At 58.8% G+C, this 23,799-nt stretch carries 21 protein-coding genes and 1 other RNA gene; 10 read left to right on the forward strand and 12 right to left on the reverse strand.

Translation table 11 applies throughout. The features are described from left to right. Positions 1 to 21: 21 nt before the first annotated feature. The 9 genes from ACXX83_RS00325 to ACXX83_RS00365 form a co-directional block, all read right to left on the reverse strand. Positions 22 to 1,278, reverse strand: a complete 1,257-nt coding sequence (locus tag ACXX83_RS00325) for an integrase domain-containing protein (protein WP_458550150.1) — start codon at positions 1,276 to 1,278, stop codon at positions 22 to 24. A gap of 184 nt (positions 1,279 to 1,462) precedes the next feature. Further along, positions 1,463 to 1,856: a transfer-messenger RNA gene (gene ssrA / locus ACXX83_RS00330) on the reverse strand. Positions 1,857 to 1,950: 94 nt separating this feature from the next. Then, on the reverse strand, positions 1,951 to 2,229 hold the full coding sequence (locus ACXX83_RS00335; protein ID WP_458547324.1) for a PA2433 domain-containing protein: 279 nt from the start codon (positions 2,227 to 2,229) through the stop codon (positions 1,951 to 1,953). 173 nt (positions 2,230 to 2,402) lie between these two features. Beyond that, on the reverse strand, positions 2,403 to 2,678 hold the full coding sequence (locus tag ACXX83_RS00340) for a PA2433 domain-containing protein (RefSeq protein WP_041474775.1): 276 nt from the start codon (positions 2,676 to 2,678) through the stop codon (positions 2,403 to 2,405). A gap of 189 nt (positions 2,679 to 2,867) precedes the next feature. Further along, on the reverse strand, positions 2,868 to 5,678 hold the full coding sequence (locus tag ACXX83_RS00345) for an FAD-binding and (Fe-S)-binding domain-containing protein (protein WP_458547325.1): 2,811 nt from the start codon (positions 5,676 to 5,678) through the stop codon (positions 2,868 to 2,870). After that, positions 5,675 to 6,346, reverse strand: a complete 672-nt coding sequence (locus tag ACXX83_RS00350; protein ID WP_458547326.1) for a LutC/YkgG family protein — start codon at positions 6,344 to 6,346, stop codon at positions 5,675 to 5,677. Before ACXX83_RS00350 ends, ACXX83_RS00345 begins: the two co-directional genes overlap by 4 nt. Beyond that, on the reverse strand, positions 6,346 to 7,800 hold the full coding sequence (locus ACXX83_RS00355; protein ID WP_104450878.1) for a LutB/LldF family L-lactate oxidation iron-sulfur protein: 1,455 nt from the start codon (positions 7,798 to 7,800) through the stop codon (positions 6,346 to 6,348). Before ACXX83_RS00355 ends, ACXX83_RS00350 begins: the two co-directional genes overlap by 1 nt. Further along, positions 7,797 to 8,621 (reverse strand): (Fe-S)-binding protein, encoded by an 825-nt coding sequence (locus ACXX83_RS00360; RefSeq protein WP_015093424.1) that lies wholly within the window; start codon positions 8,619 to 8,621, stop codon positions 7,797 to 7,799. Before ACXX83_RS00360 ends, ACXX83_RS00355 begins: the two co-directional genes overlap by 4 nt. Positions 8,622 to 8,772: 151 nt before the next feature. Next, a complete protein-coding gene (locus ACXX83_RS00365; protein ID WP_458373477.1) occupies positions 8,773 to 10,467 on the reverse strand; it encodes a lactate permease LctP family transporter in 1,695 nt (564 codons plus the stop codon). A gap of 261 nt (positions 10,468 to 10,728) precedes the next feature. Between ACXX83_RS00365 and ACXX83_RS00370 the strand changes: the two genes are divergently transcribed. Then, on the forward strand, positions 10,729 to 11,496 hold the full coding sequence (locus ACXX83_RS00370) for a GntR family transcriptional regulator (protein WP_095965953.1): 768 nt from the start codon (positions 10,729 to 10,731) through the stop codon (positions 11,494 to 11,496). A gap of 116 nt (positions 11,497 to 11,612) precedes the next feature. Here ACXX83_RS00370 and smpB read toward each other — a convergent pair whose 3' ends face one another. Beyond that, a complete protein-coding gene (gene smpB, locus ACXX83_RS00375) occupies positions 11,613 to 12,095 on the reverse strand; it encodes an SsrA-binding protein SmpB (protein ID WP_458547327.1) in 483 nt (160 codons plus the stop codon). A gap of 118 nt (positions 12,096 to 12,213) precedes the next feature. Here smpB and ACXX83_RS00380 point away from each other — a divergent pair, with 118 nt between their 5' ends. Genes ACXX83_RS00380 through ACXX83_RS00390 form a run of 3 tightly spaced genes read left to right on the forward strand, consistent with a single transcriptional unit; the run spans position 12,214 to position 14,366 of the window. Further along, positions 12,214 to 13,617, forward strand: coding sequence for a sodium-dependent transporter (locus ACXX83_RS00380; protein ID WP_126049189.1), 1,404 nt, complete (start codon positions 12,214 to 12,216; stop codon positions 13,615 to 13,617). 7 nt (positions 13,618 to 13,624) lie between these two features. Then, on the forward strand, positions 13,625 to 14,059 hold the full coding sequence (locus ACXX83_RS00385) for a type II toxin-antitoxin system RatA family toxin (protein WP_217837156.1): 435 nt from the start codon (positions 13,625 to 13,627) through the stop codon (positions 14,057 to 14,059). Beyond that, positions 14,052 to 14,366, forward strand: coding sequence for an RnfH family protein (locus tag ACXX83_RS00390; protein ID WP_458547328.1), 315 nt, complete (start codon positions 14,052 to 14,054; stop codon positions 14,364 to 14,366). The genes ACXX83_RS00385 and ACXX83_RS00390 overlap by 8 nt, the downstream gene beginning before the upstream one ends. 61 nt (positions 14,367 to 14,427) lie before the next feature. Here ACXX83_RS00390 and ACXX83_RS00395 read toward each other — a convergent pair whose 3' ends face one another. Beyond that, positions 14,428 to 14,955, reverse strand: a complete 528-nt coding sequence (locus tag ACXX83_RS00395) for an outer membrane protein assembly factor BamE (protein WP_126049194.1) — start codon at positions 14,953 to 14,955, stop codon at positions 14,428 to 14,430. Between the two features lie 97 nt (positions 14,956 to 15,052). Between ACXX83_RS00395 and fur the strand changes: the two genes are divergently transcribed. Then, positions 15,053 to 15,457 carry a ferric iron uptake transcriptional regulator gene (gene fur / locus ACXX83_RS00400; RefSeq protein WP_003197684.1) on the forward strand — a complete coding sequence of 135 codons (405 nt, stop codon included), beginning with the start codon at positions 15,053 to 15,055 and terminating at the stop codon, positions 15,455 to 15,457. A 180-nt stretch (positions 15,458 to 15,637) separates the two neighbouring features. Here the strand turns inward: fur and recN are convergent, their stop codons facing one another. Continuing rightward, complete coding sequence (gene recN / locus ACXX83_RS00405; protein ID WP_217837158.1) at positions 15,638 to 17,311, reverse strand: DNA repair protein RecN; 1,674 nt, start codon at positions 17,309 to 17,311, stop codon at positions 15,638 to 15,640. 240 nt (positions 17,312 to 17,551) lie between these two features. On the opposite strand from recN, the gene grpE reads away from it, so the two are divergent. The 5 genes from grpE (at position 17,552) to carA (ending at position 23,768) form a co-directional block, all read left to right on the forward strand. Then, the gene (grpE, locus tag ACXX83_RS00410) at positions 17,552 to 18,118 is read left to right on the forward strand and encodes a nucleotide exchange factor GrpE (protein ID WP_007988694.1); all 567 of its coding nucleotides are present in this window, start codon (positions 17,552 to 17,554) and stop codon (positions 18,116 to 18,118) included. Positions 18,119 to 18,220: 102 nt separating this feature from the next. Beyond that, positions 18,221 to 20,137 carry a molecular chaperone DnaK gene (dnaK, locus tag ACXX83_RS00415; protein ID WP_126049196.1) on the forward strand — a complete coding sequence of 639 codons (1,917 nt, stop codon included), beginning with the start codon at positions 18,221 to 18,223 and terminating at the stop codon, positions 20,135 to 20,137. A 296-nt stretch (positions 20,138 to 20,433) separates the two neighbouring features. Next, positions 20,434 to 21,558 (forward strand): molecular chaperone DnaJ, encoded by a 1,125-nt coding sequence (gene dnaJ / locus ACXX83_RS00420; RefSeq protein ID WP_007973132.1) that lies wholly within the window; start codon positions 20,434 to 20,436, stop codon positions 21,556 to 21,558. Between the two features lie 10 nt (positions 21,559 to 21,568). Next, a complete protein-coding gene (gene dapB, locus ACXX83_RS00425) occupies positions 21,569 to 22,372 on the forward strand; it encodes a 4-hydroxy-tetrahydrodipicolinate reductase (RefSeq protein WP_007973131.1) in 804 nt (267 codons plus the stop codon). A gap of 259 nt (positions 22,373 to 22,631) precedes the next feature. Beyond that, complete coding sequence (gene carA / locus ACXX83_RS00430; RefSeq protein WP_095965946.1) at positions 22,632 to 23,768, forward strand: glutamine-hydrolyzing carbamoyl-phosphate synthase small subunit; 1,137 nt, start codon at positions 22,632 to 22,634, stop codon at positions 23,766 to 23,768. Positions 23,769 to 23,799 lie beyond the last annotated feature (31 nt).

The raw sequence follows: 23,799 nt of genomic DNA on the forward strand, positions 1-23,799 counted from the left end.
TCAGGGGATATAGCCAGTTGTTTATCGTATTGAAACGACTTTCTTATCTCGATTTTCCGTGATTGCTGACACTGACAGGTTGCCGGTAGAAGCTTCCTGGATGTGCTCGCTCCACCAAGCCATCATCGGTCGTCTGCGCTCGATGTATTCCGCTCGGTTGTAAGCGCTTCGCACTTCGTTGTTGTCCACGTGGGCGAGCGCTACTTCAATCAACTCGGGATCCCAGCCGTGTTCGTTTAGAATAGTGCTAGCCATTGAGCGCATGCCATGGCTTACCAACCGACCTTCGAAGCCCATGCGCTTTAGCGCCATGTTAGCGGTCTGGCTGTTGCAATGGGTTCGAGGGTCACGGTCTGCAGGAAAAACATACTCTCTGTGTCCGCTGTAGGGTTTGATTGCCTCCAGCAGTGCCAGTGCTTGATCTGTGAGCGGCACGATATGTATACGACGCTTCTTCATGCGCTCAGCAGGAATCGTCCAAATCTTCTTCTCTAAGTCGATGTCCTCCCAGCGAGTGGTGGCTGCCTCTGCTGGGCGGGTCATGGTGTTGAGCTGCCATTCGATAAGGCAGCGAGTGGTCCTTTTTATGCTGGCATTGGCAATTGCCACCATGAGTTCTTTCAGCTCATCGGGAGCAAGTGCCGCCATATTCTTCTTTTTCGGCTTCTTGAAGACGGATCGAATCCCACTAAGCGGGTTTGCGTGAATCAGTCCCGAGTTGACCCCGTAGGTCATGATTTCGTTGAGTCGCTGTGATAGCCGTTTAACTGTTTCAAGACTGCCTTTGGTTTCGAGTGGCCGAAGCAGGTTGATGACTTGTGGTGCGCTGATGGCAGAGATCGGTGTGGTGCCCAAATCCGGGAAAACGTGCAACGTCAACGAGCGCCAGATGTCCTCCGCATAAGCTGGTGTCACTGCATCCTTCTTCAGTTCATACCAGGACGTCGCAACATTCTGAAATGTGTGCTCAGTTTCAGCTTGCTTTGCTTGCAGCTCTACATCTCGCTGCTCTTTAGGATCGAGGCCTTGGGCAAGTACTTCCCGTGCTGCAATGGAACCCTTTCGTGCCTGCGCCAACGAGACTTCAGGGAAGGTACCTAAGCCCATGTTGATCCGCTTCTTCGTCACGGGGTGTCGATAATTGAAGTTCCATAGCTTAGAGCCATTGCTTCTCACTCGCATTTGAAGGCCGCCACCGTCAAACAGGACGTAGTCCTTCTCAGAAGGCTTGGCAGATTTAACTTTGAGCTCAGAGAGGCGAGTAGCTTGTGCGCACATTGGCATTCCAGGATGGGATTTGGCATTCCAAAAATTAGCACTTATGGGCTTGGAATGCCATTTGGAATGCCAGAAAGCGTGGCTGCTCATGGATGTCCGTGGACGCTGGTGGAGCTGAAAGGCCCGTATTTACTGGTTTTCAGGCACAAAAAAAGACGTCCGTGGACGTCTTTAGATGTTATTTTGGTGGAGCCGGGGGGATTTGAACCCCCGTCCGCCAGTACTCCGCTGTCGGTACTACATGCGTAGCCGTGTCTATTAAGTTAACCCTCAGCGACCCGACGGGCAGGGTGCTTTGGGCGAGTTGTGTAAGTTTTAGCCGCTTCGTCCACAACGTACTGCACGGCGATTCTGTTCTATATGACAATCACTTTGGGTTTACAGACATCCCCTGATGATTGCTGGACCCGAAGGTACCAGGAGGGAAGGGCTAAGGCTGCTTACGCAGCGAGAGCGTATTCCCCGTAGGTTTCGTCATTGGCAACTATAGGAAGTTGCAACAGTGGATTTACGAGTTCTGTTACCAACTCGGCATGCACCTAAAGTTTCGCAACCGGCGTCGAATCCTAAACGGCCCCGAGCCTGATGCTCTGTGAATCAAGTGAGCAACAAGCCTGTACAGTGTACGTCAACGCGAGCCGGAAGGCCAACCCGAAGGTAGGCCACTACACATCATTGGTTGGGTTCGTTGCGCTGTTTGTCAGTGAGTGCCAATGCCTGGGTGGCTTTGGTGACGCATTTTGTGTCGTCTCCGGAGGCTTGGGAGGCTTCGGCGCTGGACATCAGTCTCTTGATCTCCATGGCGGTGTTTCCGGAGGTCGCTGGCAGCGCATTCACTTTGCCTTTGAGCTCTTGCAGCTTGCTCGTGCAAAGGTTGTTGTCCGCTGCAAATGCAGGAGAGGCCAGCATTGCAGCGGAAATGAACAGACCAGCGAGTGTGGTGCGCTTCATGGGTATCACCTTGAGCGGATAGGGCCTACCTCAAAGACTACGATTCAACACAAGAATTCGGTTTTTTCAGACAACGTGTCGGGCTTTTCCTGCGATGCGGGCGGTTACACATTCCTGGACCCCGAATGCAACAAAACCCGCCGTTGGCGGGTTTTGGTTTGCTTCGTGTCGGATTACTTCCCGCCTTTTTTCGCGTCGGTGAGGGTCTTGATGATGTCGTTGGTCTCGGCGACGCAATCATCAATGCCTGCCTTGGTGCCTTTTGCATGGTCAGCTTTGGCCTGCTTGACAGAATTTTCTACCTGCTCAGTCATTTCCGGAGGAATCTGTGCCTTGGCGTTTTCGATGGTTTTCAGGTTGACAGCGCAAAGGTCTTCTTCTGCAGCAAACGAAGTGGAAGCCATCATGGAAGCAGTAATAAACAAACCTAACAGCACAGAACGATTCATGTGTATCTCCTTGAGCTGAAGGGCCAGGCTTTGCTGGCCATCAAATCGGGCTACCGAGTGTTGGGAGAGTCCCGCATTTACGGGACTTGATCAGTGGACTGCGGCGGCACCTCAGGGTTCTGTTTTTTACTGTGGAGCTATCGATTCCGGCAAGTAAGTACATCTATGCACCTTCCTTGGTTCCTGCTATCAGGGCACCCTAGCCTGGGTAACGCGGTCCACCAGATAGACTAGACCGTGGTAATCAATGCCGCCATGTTGCGTCAGCCCGATCTCACAAGTGCGACTGGTGGAAATCCCCTCGCTGCACTGCTGCACCGCGTCCTTGAGTGTGCGCAGCGAATGGGCATTCAGCTGTGGCGTGGTGAAGCCCTTGTCGCCGGCGAAGCCGCAGCAGTGAATGCCTTCGGGAATGACCACGTTTTTGCTGCATTTGCGCGCCAGATCGATCAAGGCCTGACTCTCGCCGAGGTGCTGAGTGCTGCAGGTGACGTGCACTGCAATCGGCGCTTCCTGTGGTGTGAAGTCGAGGCGATCCATCAAGTGCGTGCGGATGAAACGCACCGGGTCGTAGAGGTCCAGTCGAACGTCGCCAAGGTCTTGAGTGAGCCGTAACGTACAGGGGCTGGTGTCGCAATAAATCGGGTCGAGCCCGCCGCGACTGGCGTGCAGCAAGGCGCCGATCAGTTCCTGGCGCTTGTGTTCGGCTTGTTCGGCGTAGCCTTTGGAGGCGAATGGCTGGCCGCAGCAGAGGTTGTCCAGATTGTCCGGGAAGACCACCTGGTAACCGGCCTTTTCCAGCAGTCCGCGGGTTTTGTCGTACAACGACACCTGCTCTTTATCCCCCGCCGCTGGCCCCATGACCCGCGACACACACGCCGCCAGGTACACCACCCGCGGGCGTTCGTCCAACACGGCGGGACTGAAGCGGATGGCTTTTTCCGGCTGCGGCATGGCGTTGGTCCATTGCGGGACCTGACCTTTGGACAGTTTCGTCAGCGTCGCCGAGAGTTTTGCCAGGCGTGGCGCGCCCAACAACATCCGTGCGCCATTGGCGACGTGCAGGGTGAACCGCGCCCCTTGTAGCGCCGTGGCGAAATTTCCTTCAAGCCAGTTGGCGGTTTTCGTATGGGTTGCCGTGCGGCTGCGGAGTTTTTTCACCAGCTCGCCGGTGTTGATGCCGACCGGGCAACGTTGTGCGCACAGGCCGGTGGCGGCGCAGGTATCGATGCCCTGATATTCGTACGCGGCTTCGAGTTCGGTGGTATCGATGCCGGCGCGTTTTCGCGCCTGAATGTCGCGCCAGATTACGATGCGTTGGCGTGGGCTCAGCGTCAGGCCCTTCGACGGGCAGACCGGTTCGCAGAAACCACATTCGATGCACTTGTCCACAATCTCGTCGGCGGCCGGCAAGGGCTTGAGGTGCTTGAGGTGGATCTGCGGATCTTCGCTGAGCACCACGTCCGGGTTGAGAATCCCGTTGGGGTCGAGCAGACGCTTGAGTTGCCACATCAGCTGGTAGGCATCGCTGCCCCATTCCAGCTCGACGAATGGCGCCATGTTGCGCCCGGTGCCATGTTCGGCTTTCAGCGAACCGCCGAACTCCACTGCCACCAATTGCGCCACGTCATCCATGAACGCCTGATAGCGTGCGACTTCTTGCGCGTTGTTGAAGCCTTGGGTGAAGACGAAGTGCAGATTGCCTTCCAGTGCGTGTCCGAAAAGGATCGCTTCATCGTAATGATGTTTGTCGAACAGTTCGATCAGGCGATTGACGCCGATGGCCAGTTGTTCGACCGGGAAGGTGACGTCTTCGATGATCACCGTGGTGCCGGTCTTGCGCACCGCACCGACGGCGGGGAAGGTGTCTTTGCGGATGGCCCAGAGACGGGCGTTTTCCTGTGGGTCCTCCGTGAAGTCGACCTGTTTTTCCACCGGGAACGCCTGCAGCGACGCCATGATCTGTGCCAGTTGTTCGTGCAGCAGGGCGGACGACGCTGCGCGGGATTCGATCAGCAAGGCGCAGGCATTGTTCGACAGATGCTGTACGAAAGACGGCATGCCGGGTTTGTCCTGCACTGAGCGCAAACTGCGCCGGTCCAGCAGTTCCACGGCCGACACCGGTTGGCTTTTCAGTACGGTGACCGCGTTGCAGCAGGTCTCTACATCCGGGAAGACAATCAGGGCCGAGGCCTTGTTCGGGTGGTCGATCACCGTGTCGTAGGTCACCGCACTGATGAACCCGAGCGTGCCCTCGGAACCCACCAGCAAGTGGCTCAAGATATCCACAGGCTCGTCGAAATCCACCAGGGCATTTAGCGACAGGCCGGTGGTGTTTTTCAGACGGTATTTGTGGCGGATTCTCGCAGCCAGATCAGCGTTGGCGCGGGTCTCGCGAGCCAGAGTCGCCAAGCGCTCCAGCAACGCGGCATGGCTTTGGCGAAACGCCGCGACGCTGGCGGCATCTTCAGTGTCGAGACGACTGCCGTCGGCCAGCACCAGACGAATGCCGGCCAGGGTGTGGTAGGTGTTTTGCGCCGTGCCGCAGCACATGCCACTGGCGTTGTTGGCGACGATGCCGCCGATCTTGCAGGCATTGATCGAGGCCGGGTCCGGGCCGATCTTGCGTCCGAACGGTGCCAGCCAGGCGTTGGCCTGGGCGCCGATCACACCCGGTTGCAGGCGAATCTGTGTGCCTTGCCCGCGAATCTCGCGCGCGTTCCAGTTGTCCCCCAGCACGATCAGCACCGAGTCGCTGATCGCCTGGCCAGAGAGGCTGGTACCGGCGGCGCGGAAGGTCACCGGCACCTGATCGCGTTGCGCCAGTTGCAGCAGCGCCACCACTTCGTCTTCGGACTCGACGCGGATAACCAGTTGCGGAATCAAACGATAGAAACTGGCATCGGTACCGAAGGCCAGGGTCGACAGCGGGTCGTCGAAACGTCGCTCTTGTGGAATCAGTTGCTGTGCATCTCGCAGGAAAGCGGCCGGTAGACTCATTGGTCCTCCAGGATCAGCACCACCAGGTCTTTCGGGCCGTGGGCGCCGTACGCGAGCACTTGCTCGATGTCGGCGGTTTTCGACGGGCCGGACACCAGCAGCGCGTTGGTCGGCATGCCCTGGGCCCATTCGAATTCCTGTTGCACCTGATAGAAGTTGTCGCGGATTTCACTGGCCTTGAGCAGGGCGAAATGCACCGGTGGCGCCAGGCTCATCAAGCGCGGTTCTTCCCGGGTCGGCCAGATAATCAGGCTACCGGTTGCCGCGATGGCGCCGAGGGTGGTGGTCAGGCTCGCCGGGGTGTCGTTGAACAACTCGGCTTTCCATTCCTCAACCGGGCGGTCGTAGGACTTGAGCATCGGCAGATCGGGATTACTCGCCCAATGCTGTGTGATGCGTTGACCGTGGGGCGTTGTCGGTGCGATCAGCAGGCTTGGCAACTGGCGGTCCCGCAGCAATTGCGCCAACAGCACCGGCCACTCTTCGCCGGACGTCAGGTGGATTTCCGTGTGTACCGCTTCCATCAGTTTGCGTAGTTGTGGAATGCGTTGTTCAGGCGAGTAGGTGTAAGGCTGGGTCACCAGATCGACATCAAAGTTGTCGGCCACCGGTGTGGTGCCTGTCAGACTTTTACGCAGTTTGGCGAGGATATTTTGCTTGGCACTCATCAGCGGTCTCCCTGTTTGGCCAAGTGCTCGCGGGCCATGTCATGCAGTGAGCGGGCGGCGGGTTTCGGTGCGCTGTGGTTTTGCGTCCACGGGCCGACATTGCTCGGCGTGAGGGCGCGCAGGCGGGTGGCGAAGAAACCGAACAGGCGATACAGCGTCGGCGAACTGTTGAGCTTCGCCCAGGCGTTCCAGAGGAAGCGCTCCTTGCGCGAATACTTGCTGCCCTGGCCACGCATCACTTGATGGGGGCTGTCCGGGGCTTTGACGTTTTCTTCGCGCAGGCGCCGCAGCAACGCAGGGATCGGGATTTTTACCGGGCACACTTCGCCGCAGGCACCGCACAGCGAAGAAGCGCTCGGGTGATCCGGGACTTTCGCCAGGCCGACCATGTGCGGGGTGACGATTTTTCCGATGGGGCCGGGGTAAACCTCCCCATAAGCATGGCCGCCGATTCGGGTATAGACCGGGCAATGATTCATACAGGCACCGCAGCGAATGCAGTTCAGGGTCTGGCGCAATTCGCTGTCGGCAAAGGCCTGGCTGCGACCATTGTCGAGCAGTACCAGGTGCACTTCCTGCGGGCCGTCGAGTTCATGCTCCTTGCGCGGGCCGGAGATCATGTTGACGTAGGTCGTGATCGGGATGCCCAGGGCCGAGCGAGTCAGCAGCGACAGCAGCGGCACCACATCGCGCAGGTTTTCCACGACTTTTTCGATACCGGTAACTGCAATGTGCACGGGCGGTACGGTGGTGGTCATGCGCCCGTTGCCTTCGTTTTCCACCAGCAGCAGGGTGCCGGTTTCGGCCACGGCGAAGTTGACACCGGAGACGCCGATGTCCGCTTCGAAGAATTTCTGCCGCAAGACCTTGCGACCGATCTGAATGAGTTGGTCAACGTCCTTGGTGTATTCCACCCCAAGTTTGTCGTGGAACAAGGACGCGACCTGGCCGGCATTCTTGTGGATTGCCGGCATGATTATGTGTGAAGGCTTCTCGTGGTCGAGCTGGACGATGTACTCGCCCATGTCCGATTCCAGGCATTCAATGCCCCGGTCAGCCAGGAAATGATTCATCTCCATTTCTTCGCTGACCATCGATTTGCCCTTGATCACTTGCCGCCCCTCGTGAGCGCGGATGATCGAGAGGACGATGCCATTGGCCTCGTCCACCGTTTCCGCCCAGTGCACTGTCACACCGTTGCGGGTCAGGTTCTGTTCCAGTTGCTCGAGCAGGTCGGGCAACTTGGAGAGCGCGCGGGCACGGATTGCATTGCCCAGTGCGCGCAAGTGTTCTCTTTCATGGGCATCGCTGAACGCCGCTGCCCGTTTGGTCATCAGTGAATCCATCGCCTTGCGAAAGTTGCCTCGCAATTGCGCGTCACCCAGCGCGTTGTGGGCGCGGGTGCGGAAATCTTCTTCTACGGCAACCGTAGGAATAATCGTGGAGGTGCTCATCGGGCACCTCCGGTACGCTGCCAGAGGAAGCTGGCCAGATGCTGACCGCGCAACGCTTCCTGCTGTTTTTCCAATGAGCCGTTGATGTTCATCAAACAGCCGCAATCGGCACTCAATACCTTGTGCGCACCGGACTCCTTCAACGCCCGGGTCTTGTCAGCCACCATCGCGCCGGAAATGTCTGGCATACGGACGCTGAATGTTCCGCCAAAGCCACAGCACTCACTTTCGTGATCGTGATTGACCCGCTCCACATTGCTCAACTGCGACAACAACTCGCGGCCGTGCAGGTGGGTGTTCATTTCGCGGCGTGCCGAACACGAAGTGTGCAGCGCCACTTTTACCGGCTCGCCGCTGTCCTTGAACTGCACCTTGCAGACAAACAACAGAAACTCGGCCAGCTCAAAGGTTCTGGCAGCCAGGGCCTGAACCTGTTTCAACGTGTGCGGCTCGTCCTTGAACAAGTCGGCATAGTGTTCGCGCAACATCCCGGCACAGGAGCCTGACGGCACCACCACCGGATAATCCCCGGCAAACAGCGCCAGTTGCGAGCGCGCCACGGTCCGTGCCTGTTCGGTGTAACCCGAGGTGTAGGCCGGTTGTCCGCAGCAGCTTTGCCCTTGCGGGTACTCGACACGAATGCCTTCGCGTTCCAGCAGGTGGATCGCATCCATCCCGGCTTCGGGGTAGAACAAATCGACCACGCAGGTCCCGAACAGGTAGACCCGTGACGGTTTCTCGCTGGGGTATTGCCGAGGCTCGGGCAGTGGCGGGGCGACACGGGTCGCATTCGGCACAGCGTTGTAAAAAAGCTCGCTCATCAGGCGTGTCTCCGGGTGGTCCCGGTTATTCGTCTGTTGAAGCCGCTGAATATAGAGCCGGAAGCTTTCAGCAGCCTTACAGACCGGGGTGTGAATTGCGGACGCCGGGGGCGTGGCCCGGCGTCGGTTTTTGCCGTTTTGCTTGTAGTCCTTAGTGCACCAGCATGCCGGTGAACCAGTAGGCCTGGGCCAGGGTGATCAAGCCGACAATCGTTGCAAAGAATAGGCTGTGCTTGAGGGTAAAGCGGAACAGATCCGATTCCTTGCCCACCAGGCCGGTCGCGGCGCAGGCCACGGCGATCGATTGTGGCGAGATCATCTTGCCGGTCACGCCGCCGCTGGTGTTCGCCGCCACCAGCAAGGTGTCGTTGACACCGATCTGGTGCGCGGTGGTTGCTTGCAGCGAACTGAACAGAGCGTTGGACGAAGTATCGGAACCGGTGAGGAACACGCCCAGCCAACCGAGGAACGGCGAGAAGAACGGGAAGGCTGCACCGGTGCCTGCCAACACCAAGGCCATGGTCGAGGACATGCCCGAGTAGTTGGTGACGAAGGCGAACGCCAGCACCATGCCGATGGACAGGATCGGCCAGCGCAGCTCGTAGAAGGTCTCCTTTAAAGTGGTAAGACCAATTTTTACGTTGATCTTCAGCACCAGCATCGAGATCAGTGCCGAGAAGAATATTGCCGTGCCGGTGGCGGAAATCGGGTCCAGTTTGAACACTGCCGGAAGGGCGGTTGGCGCGGCCACGATCGGCGCGACCTTGATCACCATCTGATCCAGGTGCGGGATCGCGAAGTTGAACACGAAGCTGTACATCGAGCCGCCGGCGGCGAACATCGCCTTGAACGGCTTCAGGGTCCAGATGGTGACCAGTACGGTCAGGATCAGGAACGGCGACCAGGCCTTGACGATTTCCCCAAGGCTGTAAGGCGAAGCCACGGTTGTGCGCTTCTGGCCGAAACCACCGACGCTGGCGCTCACCACGGAGGCCGAGACAGCGCCGACGATGTGTTGGCCGGCGGCGCGTTTTGGTTGCCAGACTTTCAGGAACAGGGTCAGGGAAATCAGGCTGGCCAGGGCCGAGGTGATGTCCGGCAGTTCCGGGCCGATGAAGTTCGAGGTGAAGTACTGGGTCACGGCAAAGCTCAAGCCGGCCACCAGGGCTGCTGGCCAGGTTTCCCGCACGCCGCGCAGACCGTCCATCATGAACACCAGCCAGAATGGCACGAACAGCGACAGCAGCGGCAGTTGGCGGCCGGTCATGGCGCCGATCTTGAACGCGTCGATGCCGGTCACTTGCCCGGCCACGATGATCGGAATGCCGAGGGCGCCGAAGGCTACCGGCGCGGTGTTGGCGATCAGGCACAAGCCAGCGGCGTACAGCGGGTTGAAGCCCAGTCCTACAAGGAGTGCGGCGGTAATCGCCACCGGCGCGCCGAAACCGGCGGCACCTTCCAGGAATGCACCGAAGCAGAAGCCGATCAGCAGGACCTGCAGGCGCTGGTCATCGGTGATCGACAGGACCGAGCTGCGGATGACTTCAAACTGACCGCTCTTGACCGTCAGCTTGTAGAGGAACACCGCTGCCACGATGATCCAGGCAATCGGCCACAGGCCATAAGCGAAGCCATACCCGGCGGCGGCAAGCGCCATATCGACCGGCATCTGGAAAGCGAAGATCGCCACCAGGATCGACAAAGCCAGGGTGATGCTGCCGGCCACGTGCCCTTTGAGGCGGAACACGGCCAGGGCGAGGAAGAAAAACACGATGGGGATGACGGCTGCGAGTGCGGACAGGCCGAGGCTGCCGAGCGGGGTATAGAGCTGTTGCCAGGTTTGCATATGGGGTGGCCCCTAATTGTTGTTGGTCAGGCACTGATCAGCGTTCTTGGATAATTGGTAATACCAATTTACAATCGCTGTTGGCTAGGGTAAAAGCCTTGTAGGCGGTGTGTCAATTTGCCGCCCTAAAACTTTTGTCGAATGCAAAGTGCGCAGGTCGTCCGTCTGGCATGAACAAATGCGCTGTGGCAGGTGCTGGTGCGGCGCCGATAGGCCAGAATAGAGCCCCGGCGAGTAGTCGGATCGTGGAGAAATCGAGTTATGGGGTTTGATCAGATTCGTCAGCGCCGTTTGTCTGACGATATTGTCGAGCAGCTTGAGGGCATGATCCTCGAGGGCACGCTGAAGGCCGGAGAGCGCTTGCCAGCCGAGCGCGCGTTGGCCGAACAATTTGGCGTGTCCCGCCCTTCGTTGCGTGAAGCCATTCAGAAGCTGACCGCCAAGGGGCTGCTGGTCAGTCGCCAGGGCGGTGGCAACTATGTGGTGGAATCACTGGGTACTACCTTCAGTGATCCCTTGTTGCATCTGCTGGAAAGCAATCCTGAGGCACAGCGCGATCTGCTCGAGTTTCGCCATACGCTGGAGGCGTCCTGCGCCTACTACGCTGCGTTGCGCGCCACCGATGTGGATCGCGAGCGGCTGACCGCGGCATTCAACGCGTTACAGGACTGCTATTCGCGTCACGAAGAGGTGAGTCGTGCCGAAGAGGGGGCCGCGGACGCAAGTTTTCACTTGGCGATCGCCGAGGCCAGCCACAACGCCGTGCTGCTGCATACCATTCGCGGGCTGTTCGATTTGCTCAAGCGCAACGTGGTGACCAACATCGGTGGTATGTACAAGCAGCGCACCGAAACCCGCGACATGCTGATCACGCAGCATCGGGAGTTGTACCAGGCGATTATCGAAGGGCGGGCGGAGCAGGCGCGGGAAGTATCCAGTCGGCACATTCTGTATGTGCAGGAGGTACTGGAAGAAGTGCGTCAGGAAGTGCAGCGCGTGGCCCGGGCGGAGCGGCGCAAGGGGATGTGACCTTTTGAAGCAAAAGATCGCAGCCTTCGGCAGCTCCTACAGAGAACGCATTCCAATGTAGGAGCTGCCGCAGGCTGCGATCTTTTCGATGGCGCTGCGAATCACAGGCAGAAAAATCAGTCTTCCTTGCCCTTGTTGCGCACTGCACGCTGCAACTCGCGGCCAGCGTCGCGTTCGCGCTCGGTATCGCGCTTGTCGTATTCCTTCTTGCCCTTGCCCAGGGCGATCTCGCACTTGACCATGTGCTTGCTCCAGTACCAGGACAGGCACACGCAGGCGTAACCCTTTTGCTGCACGGCAGCGGACAGCTTGTCCAGCTCGCGCCGGTTGAGCAGCAACTTACGGGTGCGCACCGGGTCGGCGATGACGTGGGTGCTGGCGGTCGTCAGGGGCGTAATGTGGCTGCCGAGCAGCCAGGCTTCGCCATCCTTGAGCAGTACATAACTGTCAACCAGTTGCAGCTTGCTTGCCCGCAGACTTTTTACTTCCCAGCCGGCCAGGACCAGACCAGCCTCGAACTTGTGCTCGATGAAGTAATCGTGTCGCGCCTTTTTATTTTGCGCGATGGTCCCTGTTGGGTGTTTCTTCTGTTTAGCCATAGGGGCGGCATTATAGGGAGTTACAACAGAGTCGGCTACGGGGTTGCTACGTGCTTGAGCAGGTTGATTGAATCCCGGACAATGCTGCCTCTTTTTTGAACGCTTGGGCGTGATAACGATGTCGACAGACAAGGTTTCTGTCCACGGCAGTTGGGCTAGCCGCTGGGTCTTCATACTCGCCGCGACCGGTTCGGCCGTGGGGCTGGGTAGTATCTGGAAATTCCCGTACATGGTCGGCGTCTATGGCGGCGGTGCCTTCGTGCTGATGTTCCTGGCCTGCATCGCGCTGATTGGCGTGCCGGTCATGCTGGCCGAAACGCTGATCGGCCGGCGTGCACGGCAGAGCCCGGCCAATGCCCTGAAGACGCTGGCGGTCGAGGCGGGGCACTCGGGCAAATGGTCCTGGGGCGCATTTGCCGGAATGATCACGGCGTTGCTGATCCTGTCGTTCTACAGTGTGGTGGGCGGCTGGTCGCTGGATTACATCATCGACATGGGGCGTGGCGACTTTCAGGGTGTGACCGCGGATCAGGTGGGGGCTTACTTCGGCAATGTCATTGCCGATCCCTGGCGCCTGACACTTTGGCACACGATTTTCATGCTGCTGTCAGCGGTGGTGATCGCAAAGGGCGTGGTCGCCGGGCTTGAACGCAGTTTGCGCATCATGATGCCGTTGTTGTTCGTAATGGTCCTGGTGCTGCTGGGCTATAGCATGACCACGGGTCATTTCATGGAGGGCGTGCATTTCATGTTCGACTTCCACCCGGAAAAGGTTATGGATGGCTTGTTGCCCGCGATGGGGCATGCGTTCTTTTCCCTGAGCGTGGGCGTCGGTTCGATCATGATCTATGGCGCCTACATGCCGAAGAGCTCGTCGATATCGGGGACTGTCGTTGGCGTGGCGCTGCTCGACACCTTCGTTTCCCTGGTGGCTGGCCTGGCATTGTTTCCGATTGTTTTCGCGGCGGGCCTGAACCCGAGCGAAGGGCCGGGGCTGATGTTCGTCAGCCTGCCGTTTGCCTTCGGCAACGTGGCGTTCGGGCAATTGATGGGGGTGGTGTTCTTCGTGCTGGTGGCGGTCGCTGCCTGGAGTTCGGCGATTTCCCTGCTTGAACCGATGGTGGCCTACCTGGTGGAACGCACTAAAGTGAGTCGTGCATGGGTCACTTTCTGGCTGGCTTTCAGCTGCTGGTTTGTCGGTCTGGGTACGGTGTTTTCCTTCAATATCTGGAAGGAGGCCAAGTTCTTCGTGAACGAAGGCGGGGTGTTCCACCTCTACCAATGGGGAGCAACCGGTGGTCTCGACTTCTTTGGCGTGATCGATTTCTTCACTTCGCGACTCATGCTGCCGCTTGGCGGTTTGTGTTTCGTGGTGTTTGCGGGCTGGATCATGGGGCGTGAAGCGGTGCGTGACGAGTTGTCGATCCGCAACCCTGCGCTGTTTGGTCTGTCCTTGTTCTTGATGCGCTATGTGGCGCCCATCGGCATCCTCGTAGTGTTTGCCGCCCAGCTGTGGAAGTAACGCTGACATGACGACACACATTTCACGTTCGGCCTTGCTGCCGTACCCGGCTCAAGCGCTGTATGACCTGGTCAACGACGTGGCGCGCTACCCGGAGTTTCTGCCGTGGTGCTCTTCGGCCGAAGTCCTGGAGAGTTCCCCTGAGCATATGCGGGCGAGCGTTGGGGTGGCCAAGGGTGGCCTTAGCCAGCATTTCGTCACGCGCAACACCCTGATTCCTGGGCAGTCGATCGAAATGAACCTCGAAGAGGGCCCTTTCACCCAATTGCATGGCATCTGGGAATTCAAGGCGCTGACTGACAAAGCCTGCAAGATCAGCCTCGATCTGTCGTTCGATTATGCCGGGCCACTGGTTCGTGCCACCTTGGGGCCGCTGTTCAATCAGGCCGCCAACACCCTGGTGGATGCGTTCTGCCAGCGTGCCAAGCAGATACATGGTTGAGGTCATGATTGAAATCGAGGTGGTCTACGCGGCCGTGGACCGTCAGGTGCTGCTGACGCTGACGGTGCCGGTCGGGACGAGCGTGCGGGCAGCCTTGCTTGGGTCTGCTCTGGCTGAGGAGTTTCCGGAACTGGATCTGGCCAATTGTCCCGTAGGGATCTTCGGCAAGGTGGTAGCCGATCCAGAGCGTCGGTCTGTCCAGGCAGGAGATCGTATCGAGATTTACCGACCACTTTTGGCCGATCCGAAAGAGGTGCGTCGTCTGCGCGCGGCAAAAGCTGCTGAAGCCAAAGCCAGGAATCGGTGAGTGTCTTGAACTCCAGGCAATAAAAAGCCCGGGCATGCCGGGCTTTTTATTGCGTCGCAAATTATTGCGGCGAGGTGTCCAGTGGTTGCGGCGTCGGGACCGGAACGGTTTCTACGCCGTCGACGTCCTTCTGGATCTGGTCCAGCAGCGAACCTGGCTTGACCGGTTTTTCCGGTTTCGGCTTCTCGACGTTTTCTACCGGGGCAGCCACTGTCGTGCCGCTGTCCTTGCCGAGAATGGCTTCGTCACGGCTCACGCCTGGCATGAAATCACCAGAGAGGCTGACAAGCTGATCATTTGGGTTGAAGATAACGCTGATGCGTTCCTGTTGGCGTTCACCGCCACCCGGTTGCAGGCTGTACAGATAATCCCAGCGATCGGCATGGAACGTGTCAGTCAGCAGAGGGTTGCCCATGATAAACCGTACTTGCTTGCGGGTCATTCCCGGGCGTAACTGGTCTATCATGTCCTGCGTGACGACATTGCCCTGCTGGATGTCGATTTTGTAAACCCCGGGGAATGAACAACCGGCGAGTGCGAGCAGTCCCACAAAGGTGAAACTGGTTAGCAAGAGCTTGGTGTTTTGCATCGGTGGGCGACTTCCACTATCTTGGCTGGGACAACGTAAACGCCGATCATACCCGCATTAAGAGAAGCTGCGAAGCAGCATCGCGAGAAAGCTGACCATGGTTGAAAATAGCGAACTACGCAAAGCCGGCCTCAAAGTGACCCTGCCACGGGTCAAAATTCTGCAAATGCTCGACTCCGCCGAGCAACGCCACATGAGTGCCGAGGATGTCTACAAGGCCCTTATGGAGGCTGGTGAGGACGTCGGTCTGGCCACGGTTTACCGTGTTCTGACCCAGTTCGAGGCAGCTGGCCTTGTGGTGCGACACAACTTCGACGGAGGCCACGCGGTCTTCGAACTGGACGACGGAAAGCATCACGACCATATGGTCAACGTCGAGACCAGCGAAGTGATCGAATTCTTCGACGAAGAAATCGAGCGGCTTCAGAAAGCAATCGTCGACAAGTATGGCTTCGAGATGGTTGATCACAATCTGGTGCTGTACGTACGCAAGAAAAAGTAAGCATGTCGCGCGAACATCCGTTCGCGAAACGAGCGAAGGCGACCCCAGGGTCGCCTTCGTGCTTTCTGCGGTGCACAAGGTTTCTGTAGGAGCTGCCGTAGGCTGCGATCTTTTGATCTGTGCTTTTAGAAAGGGCAAAGTCAAAAGATCGCAGCCTGCGGCAGCTCCTATGGGGGCGCTTCAGATTTTTGCAGTGACGACCATTTTCTTGGCGTGAGCCAGGGATTCCTTGGTCAGATCGATGCCGCCCAGCATCCGCGCGATTTCTTCGACGCGCTCGTTTTTGCTCAGTTTGGAAACCGCCGTGCGGGTGGCATCTTCTCCGCGCACTTTATGCACAAATAGATGCTGATGGCCCTGAGCTGCCACTTGCGGCAAGTGGGTTACGGTCAGTACCTGCCCACGCTCGCCGAGTCTGCGCAGCAACTGGCCGACGATTTCTGCGGTCGGGCCGCCAATGCCGACGTCGACTTCGTCGAATACCAGGGTCGGTACACGGGAGGTCTGTGCGGTGATCACCTGAATCGCCAGGCTGATCCGCGACAGTTCGCCGCCGGACGCCACTTTCGCCAGGGCCTTCAGTGGCTGGCCGGGGTTGGCGCTGACCAGCAGTTCTACCTGTTCGAGCCCGTTTGGCAGCAGTTCGTTGCCGCTGTTCGGACGCAGTTCAATGGTGAAGCGGCCACCTGGCATGCCCAGTCGCTGGATTTCCTGCTCCACGGCGCTGGCCAGGCTGTTCGATGCTTGATGCCTTAGATCGCTCAGCTCCCGGGCCTTTTCCTGGTAGTGCCGGGCGTAGGACGACAGCTCATCGCTCAGGCGCTCGATGGATTCGTCGTTGGCATTCAGGGTCTCGATTTCATCCAGCAGTTTCTGCTGCATCTCGGCCACTTCAGTCGGCTGGATGCGGTGTTTGCGCGCCAGGGTGTAGATCGCATCGAGGCGTTCTTCCAGGTATTGAAGGCGCGATGGATCGGCATCGAAATTGTCGAGGAAACGGTTCAGTTCGCCCACGGCCTCTTCAACCTGGATCTGTGCGCTGGTCAGCAAGCTGCTGGCTTCGCCGAGGGCGCCGATCGAGCTGTTCACGCTCGACAGGCGGTTGAGGCTGGCGGTGAGGGCGTTGAGGACATTCCCGGAATCACTTTCGCTGCATTGTTCGACGACTTGCCGGCAAATCCCCAGCAGCGTTTCGGCGTTGGTCAGGTTCTTGTGTTCCTGTTCCAGCTGCTCGAGCTCATTGTCGCCTAGGCCAAGGTTTTCCAGTTCTTCGAGTTGATAGCTGAGCAATTGATGACGTGCACGTTGCTCGTCGCCGGAGTTGGAGAGCCGCTCCAGTTCCTGGCGGGTCTGGCGCCAGCGTTGGGCGGCCAGTTGAACCTGGCGGGCCAGATCCGTTGCGCCGGCATATTCATCGAGCAGGCGGCGGTGGGTGTCGGTCTTGAGCAGGGATTGGTGTTCGTGCTGGCTGTGAATGTCGATCAGCAACTCGCCCAGCGCCTTGAGATCGCCAAGCGGGCAGGGCGTGCCGTTGATGTAGCCGCGCGAGCGACCTTCTGATGTGATCACCCGGCGCAGGATGCACGGGCCGTCGTTTTCGAGGTCGCGTTCGGCCAGCCAGGCGCTGGCTTCCGGAATGTCGGCCAGATCGAAGGTGGCCAGGATATCGGCCTTGTCGGCGCCCGGGCGGACCACGCCGCTGTCGGCACGATCGCCCAGGGTCAGGCCCAGCGCGTCGAGCATGATCGACTTGCCCGCGCCGGTTTCCCCGGTGATCACGCTCATCCCGCGATCAAGTTCGAGATCGAGATGTTCAACGATGGCGTAGTTGTGTACGGACAGGTGCACCAGCATATGGGCCGCTCCCAGGTGTTAGGTCTGGTTATTTATACAGTGTTTTGTTTCTGGCTGACAATGCCCTCTGTTAGCTCGATTCGCTCGGTCCGACAAAACCCTTATCGCGAGCCGGCATGACAATGCGATTGTTTTTTGTAGGGTTAATCATCGACGCCCCTTGAAGCCGGATTTTGCGGCCCCATATAGCTGGGCAGAAGCGCGAGTTGAGCTCGCGGACGATATTGAAAGGAGAAATCTATGGCTGACGAACAGACAGTGGATACGCAAAACCCAGACGCCAACCAGGCGCCCGAGGCTTCGGGTGAAGACCTGGCGGCTCGTGTACAAGTGCTCGAAGAGCAACTGGCAGGCGCTCAGGATCAGGCTTTGCGTGTAGCCGCCGATCTGCAGAACGTCCGCCGTCGCGCCGAGCAGGATGTGGAGAAGGCTCACAAGTTTGCGCTGGAAAAATTCGCCGGCGACCTGTTGCCGATCGTCGACAGCCTGGAGCGCGGCCTGGAGCTGTCCAGCCCGGACGACGAAAGCATTCGTCCGATGCGCGAAGGCATCGAGCTGACCCTGAAAATGTTCCACGACACTCTCAAGCGTTATCAGCTTGAAGCGATCGATCCGCATGGCGAACCGTTCAATGCCGTTCAGCATCAGGCGATGGCCATGCAGGAAAGCGCCGATGTCGAGCCGAACAGTGTTCTGAAGGTGTTCCAGAAGGGCTATCAGCTCAATGGTCGCCTGCTGCGCCCGGCGATGGTTGTGGTCAGCAAGGCGCCTGCGCCGGTTTCGCCTTCGATTGACGAGCAGGCTTGAAATCCGCCGCAAGGCCCCCATTTATAAGTCAAGCGTTTAAGTGCTACCGCAGTTAGCCACCACTGCTGCGGCAACCAAATCCAAAGTTTCGGGAGAGTGAACATGGGCAAAATTATCGGTATCGACCTGGGGACTACCAACTCCTGCGTCTCCGTGCTGGAAAACGGCAAGGCCAAAGTTATTGAAAACGCTGAAGGCGCGCGTACCACGCCGTCGATCATCGCTTACGCCAACGATGGCGAAATCCTGGTTGGCCAGTCGGCCAAGCGTCAGGCTGTGACCAATCCGCATAACACCCTGTATGCGGTGAAGCGTCTGATCGGTCGTCGTTTCGACGAAGAAGTCGTGCAGAAAGACATCCAGATGGTCCCTTACAAGATCGTCAAGGCTGACAACAACGACGCCTGGGTTGAAGTGAACGGCCAGAAAATGGCACCGCCACAGATCTCGGCTGAAATCCTGAAGAAAATGAAGAAGACCGCCGAAGATTACCTCGGCGAGACCGTGACTGAAGCGGTGATCACCGTTCCGGCCTACTTCAACGACAGCCAGCGTCAGGCGACCAAAGACGCCGGCCGCATCGCCGGTCTGGACGTAAAACGTATCATCAACGAGCCAACCGCTGCTGCTCTGGCTTACGGTATGGACAAGGCCAAGGGCGATCACACCGTGATCGTTTACGACCTGGGCGGCGGTACTTTCGACGTTTCCGTGATCGAGATCGCTGAAGTTGATGGCGAGCACCAGTTTGAAGTACTGGCCACCAACGGTGACACGTTCCTGGGCGGTGAAGACTTTGACATTCGTTTGATCGACTACCTCGTCGACGAATTCAAGAAAGAAAGCGGCATGAACCTCAAGGGTGACCCGCTGGCCATGCAGCGCCTGAAAGAAGCCGCTGAAAAAGCCAAGATCGAACTGTCCTCGAGCCAGTCGACCGACGTGAACCTGCCGTACATCACTGCAGACGCCACTGGTCCGAAGCACCTGAACGTGAAGATCTCCCGCGCCAAGCTCGAAGCATTGGTGGAAGACCTGGTTCAGCGCACCATCGAGCCTTGCCGCATCGCAATGAAAGATGCCGGTATCGACGTTGGCGCGATCAACGACGTGATCCTGGTGGGCGGTCAGACCCGTATGCCACTGGTTCAGAAGCTGGTCACCGAGTTCTTCGGTAAAGAAGCTCGCAAAGACGTCAACCCGGACGAAGCGGTTGCCATGGGTGCTGCCATCCAGGGTGCGGTACTGGCCGGTGACGTAAAAGACGTTCTGCTGCTCGACGTCAGCCCGCTGACCCTGGGTATCGAAACCATGGGTGGCGTGATGACTGCGCTGATCGAGAAAAACACCACGATTCCTACCAAGAAATCGCAAGTGTTCTCGACTGCCGACGACAACCAGGGCGCCGTGACTATTCACGTGCTGCAAGGCGAGCGTAAGCAAGCTGCTCAGAACAAGTCCCTGGGCAAGTTCGACCTGGCCGACATTCCACCAGCTCCACGTGGCGTGCCGCAGATCGAAGTGACTTTCGACATCGACGCCAACGGCATCCTGCACGTAGGTGCGAAGGACAAGGCCACCGGCAAGACTCAGTCGATCGTGATCAAGGCCAACTCCGGTCTGTCCGACGAGGAAATCGAGCGCATGGTGCGTGATGCCGAGGCTAACGCCGAGGAAGACCGCAAGTTCGAAGAGCTGGCCGCTGCCCGTAACCAGGGCGACGCACTGGTTCACTCGACGCGCAAAATGGTGACCGATGCCGGCGATAAAGTGACTGCCGAAGAGAAGACTGCAATCGAAGCTGCCGTAGTTGCCCTGGAAGCCGCTGTCAAAGGCGACGACAAGGCCGCTATCGACGCCAAGGTTGAAGAGCTGTCGAAAGTCTCCGCTCCGGTGGCGCAGAAGATGTACGCCGAACAGGCTCAGCCTGCTGAAGGCGCTGCACCGCAGGGCGAATCGGCGGAGAAGGCTGACGACGTTGTCGATGCCGAGTTCGAAGAAGTCAAAGACCACAAGTAAGTTGTTGGTCGGCCGGTTGACTGCCTTTAGGCGGTGACTGGTAGGATGTCGCCGCGCGGGAGCTTGCTCCCGCGTTGGCGTATCTGGAATACGCGAATTTTTACAGCATGCGACAGCGCTCGCGTACTGCTGGCATGGCCGGGAATGCTCCTGCTTTCCGAGCCGAAAGTGCCACTTTGAAACAAAGACCAGGATCGTTGAATTGACGTGAGTTGGGTCCGGGCCTGTATTGGGGCTCAACGAGTTCGGCAAACTCAGGAGGGTTTTGCCGGACGTCCTCAAGAGTGCAAAGACTTATGGCAAAGCGTGACTATTACGAAGTATTGGGTGTTGAGCGTGGCTCAAGCGAAGCGGACCTGAAAAAGGCTTACCGTCGCCTGGCGATGAAGCACCACCCGGACCGTAATCCCGATGACAAGGCGTCGGAAGAGATGTTCAAGGAGGCCAACGAGGCCTACGAAGTGCTGTCGGATTCCAGCAAGCGCGCGGCCTACGACCAGTACGGCCATGCCGGTGTCGACCCGAGCATGGGTGGCGGCGGTGCCGGTTTCGGTGGCCAGAACTTCTCCGACATCTTTGGCGATGTCTTCAGTGACTTCTTCGGTGGCGGTCGCGGCGGTTCCCGTGGCGGCGCTCAGCGCGGCAGTGACTTGCGCTACACCCTGGAGCTGGACCTGGAAGAAGCGGTACGCGGCACGACCGTGAATATCCGCGTTCCGACGCTGGTCAATTGCAAGCCGTGCGATGGCTCCGGTGCCAAGAAAGGTTCTTCGCCGGTGACCTGTCCGACGTGCGGCGGTATCGGCCAGGTGCGCATGCAGCAAGGCTTCTTCTCGGTGCAGCAGACCTGCCCGCGCTGCCATGGCCAGGGCAAGATCATTTCCGATCCGTGCGATTCCTGCCACGGCGAAGGTCGTGTAGAAGAGTACAAGACCCTGTCGGTGAAAGTGCCGGCCGGCGTCGATACCGGTGACCGCATTCGTCTGTCCGGCGAAGGCGAGGCGGGTGCCCAGGGTGGCCCGACCGGTGATCTGTACGTGGTGATCAACGTGCGCGAGCACTCGATCTTCCAGCGTGATGGCAAGCACCTGTTCTGCGAAGTGCCGATCAGCTTCGTCGATGCGGCGCTGGGTGGCGAGCTGGAGATTCCGACCCTTGATGGCCGGGTCAAGTTGAAGATCCCCGAGGGGACCCAGACCGGCAAGCAGTTCCGTGTGCGTGGCAAGGGTGTCGCTCCTGTGCGTGGCGGTGGTGCGGGCGACTTGATGTGCCGTGTGGCGGTCGAGACGCCGGTCAACCTGAGCCGTCGCCAGCGTGAAATGCTCGAGGAATTCCGCAGTTCGCTGGCGGACGACAACAGCCATTCGCCGAAAACCACAGGCTGGTTCGAAGGCGTGAAACGCTTCTTCGGCGATTTGTAAGGAGACAGGCATGCGACGTATTGCAGTGATGGGCGCCGCCGGGCGCATGGGCAAGACCCTGATTGAAGCGGTGCAGCAGGCACCAGGCGCCGGGTTGACGGCGGCAGTGGATCGTCCTGACAGCACGCTGGTCGGTGCGGATGCCGGTGAACTGGCGGCTATCGGTCGCATCGGCGTGCCGCTGTCCGGCGATCTGGATCGGGTGGTTGACGAGTTCGACGTGCTGATCGACTTCACACACCCGACGGTGACCCTGAAGAACCTGGCTTTCTGTCGTAAACACGGCAAGGCCATGATCATCGGTACCACGGGCTTCAGTGTTGAAGAAAAGCAGTTGCTGGCGGAAGCGGGCAAGGACATTCCGATTGTCTTCGCGGCCAACTTCAGTGTCGGGGTCAACCTGTGCCTGAAGTTGCTCGACACGGCTGCTCGCGTATTGGGTGACGATGTCGATATCGAAATCACCGAGGCTCACCATCGGCATAAAGTCGACGCGCCGTCCGGCACTGCCGTGCGCATGGGTGAGGTGATTGCCGATGCGTTGGGTCGTGATCTGAAGAAAGTGGCGGTGTATGGTCGTGAAGGCCAGACCGGTGCGCGTGATCGTGAAACCATCGGCTTCGCCACTGTGCGTGCCGGCGACATCGTCGGTGATCACACCGTGCTGTTCGCCGCCGACGGCGAGCGTGTCGAGATCACCCACAAGGCGTCCAGTCGCATGACCTTCGCCAAGGGCGCGGTACGTGCTGCATTGTGGCTGGACGGGCGCGAGCCTGGCCTTTACGACATGCAAGACGTGCTCGATCTGCGTTAAGATGCACCCGAAATCGGGCTCGCGCACGGCGTTTGAGCCCGGTTTTGTTCCGTCAAGCGACGTCCTGTCGCATTCTCCAGCCTTTAAGGCTCATTGGCGGTAGACCGAAAAGGCCTTTTTCTGTAAGCTACAGCTTTAGTGTGTCCACTAAAAGCGCGCAGAATAATTCAGTGAAGAAGCGGGGTGACGTGTCCATACGTCACTCCGCTTTTTTACAACCTGCGATCGCCCTTTCAGGCTTTATTTACGGGAGGTCTTCTTGACTAAGCCAGCCATACTCGCCCTTGCTGATGGCAGCATTTTTCGCGGCGAAGCCATTGGAGCCGACGGTCAAACCGTTGGTGAGGTGGTGTTCAACACCGCAATGACCGGCTATCAGGAAATCCTTACCGATCCTTCCTACGCCCAACAGATCGTTACCCTGACTTACCCGCACATCGGCAACACCGGCACCACGCCGGAAGACGCCGAGTCCAACCGCGTCTGGTCCGCTGGCCTGGTCATCCGTGACCTGCCTCTGGTGGCGAGCAACTGGCGTAACACGATGTCCCTGTCCGATTACCTGAAGGCCAACAACGTTGTAGCCATCGCCGGTATCGACACCCGCCGCCTGACGCGCATCCTGCGTGAAAAAGGCGCGCAGAACGGCTGCATCATGGCCGGTGACAACATTTCCGAAGAAGCCGCCATCGCCGCCGCCCAGGGTTTTCCTGGTCTGAAAGGCATGGATCTGGCGAAGGTTGTCAGCACCAAGGACAGCTACGAATGGCGTTCGACTGTCTGGGATCTGAAAACCGACAGCCACGCGACCATCGAAGCTTCCGAGCTGCCGTACCACGTGGTTGCCTACGACTACGGCGTCAAGGTGAACATTCTGCGCATGCTGGTCGAGCGCGGTTGCCGCGTGACCGTGGTGCCGGCGCAAACCCCTGCTGCCGATGTGCTGGCGCTGAAGCCGGACGGCGTGTTCCTGTCCAACGGCCCTGGTGATCCGGAGCCATGCGACTACGCGATCCAGGCGATCAAGGACGTGCTGGAAACCGAGATCCCGGTCTTCGGTATCTGCCTCGGTCACCAACTGCTGGCCCTGGCCTCCGGTGCCAAGACCCTGAAAATGGGTCACGGTCACCACGGTGCCAACCACCCGGTCCAGGACCTGGACACCGGTGTGGTGATGATCACCAGCCAGAACCACGGTTTTGCCGTGGACGAAGCCACCCTGCCGGCCAACGTTCGCGCGATCCACAAATCGCTGTTCGACGGCACCCTGCAAGGGATCGAGCGTACCGACAAGAGCGCCTTCAGCTTCCAGGGTCACCCGGAAGCCAGCCCTGGCCCGAACGACGTGGCGCCATTGTTCGATCGCTTCATCAACGAGATGGCCAAGCGACGCTGATCGCTCGCCTTGATGTAGCAAAGCTTGAGGG

It is taken from the genome of Pseudomonas sp. GNP012, from assembly GCF_054343835.1.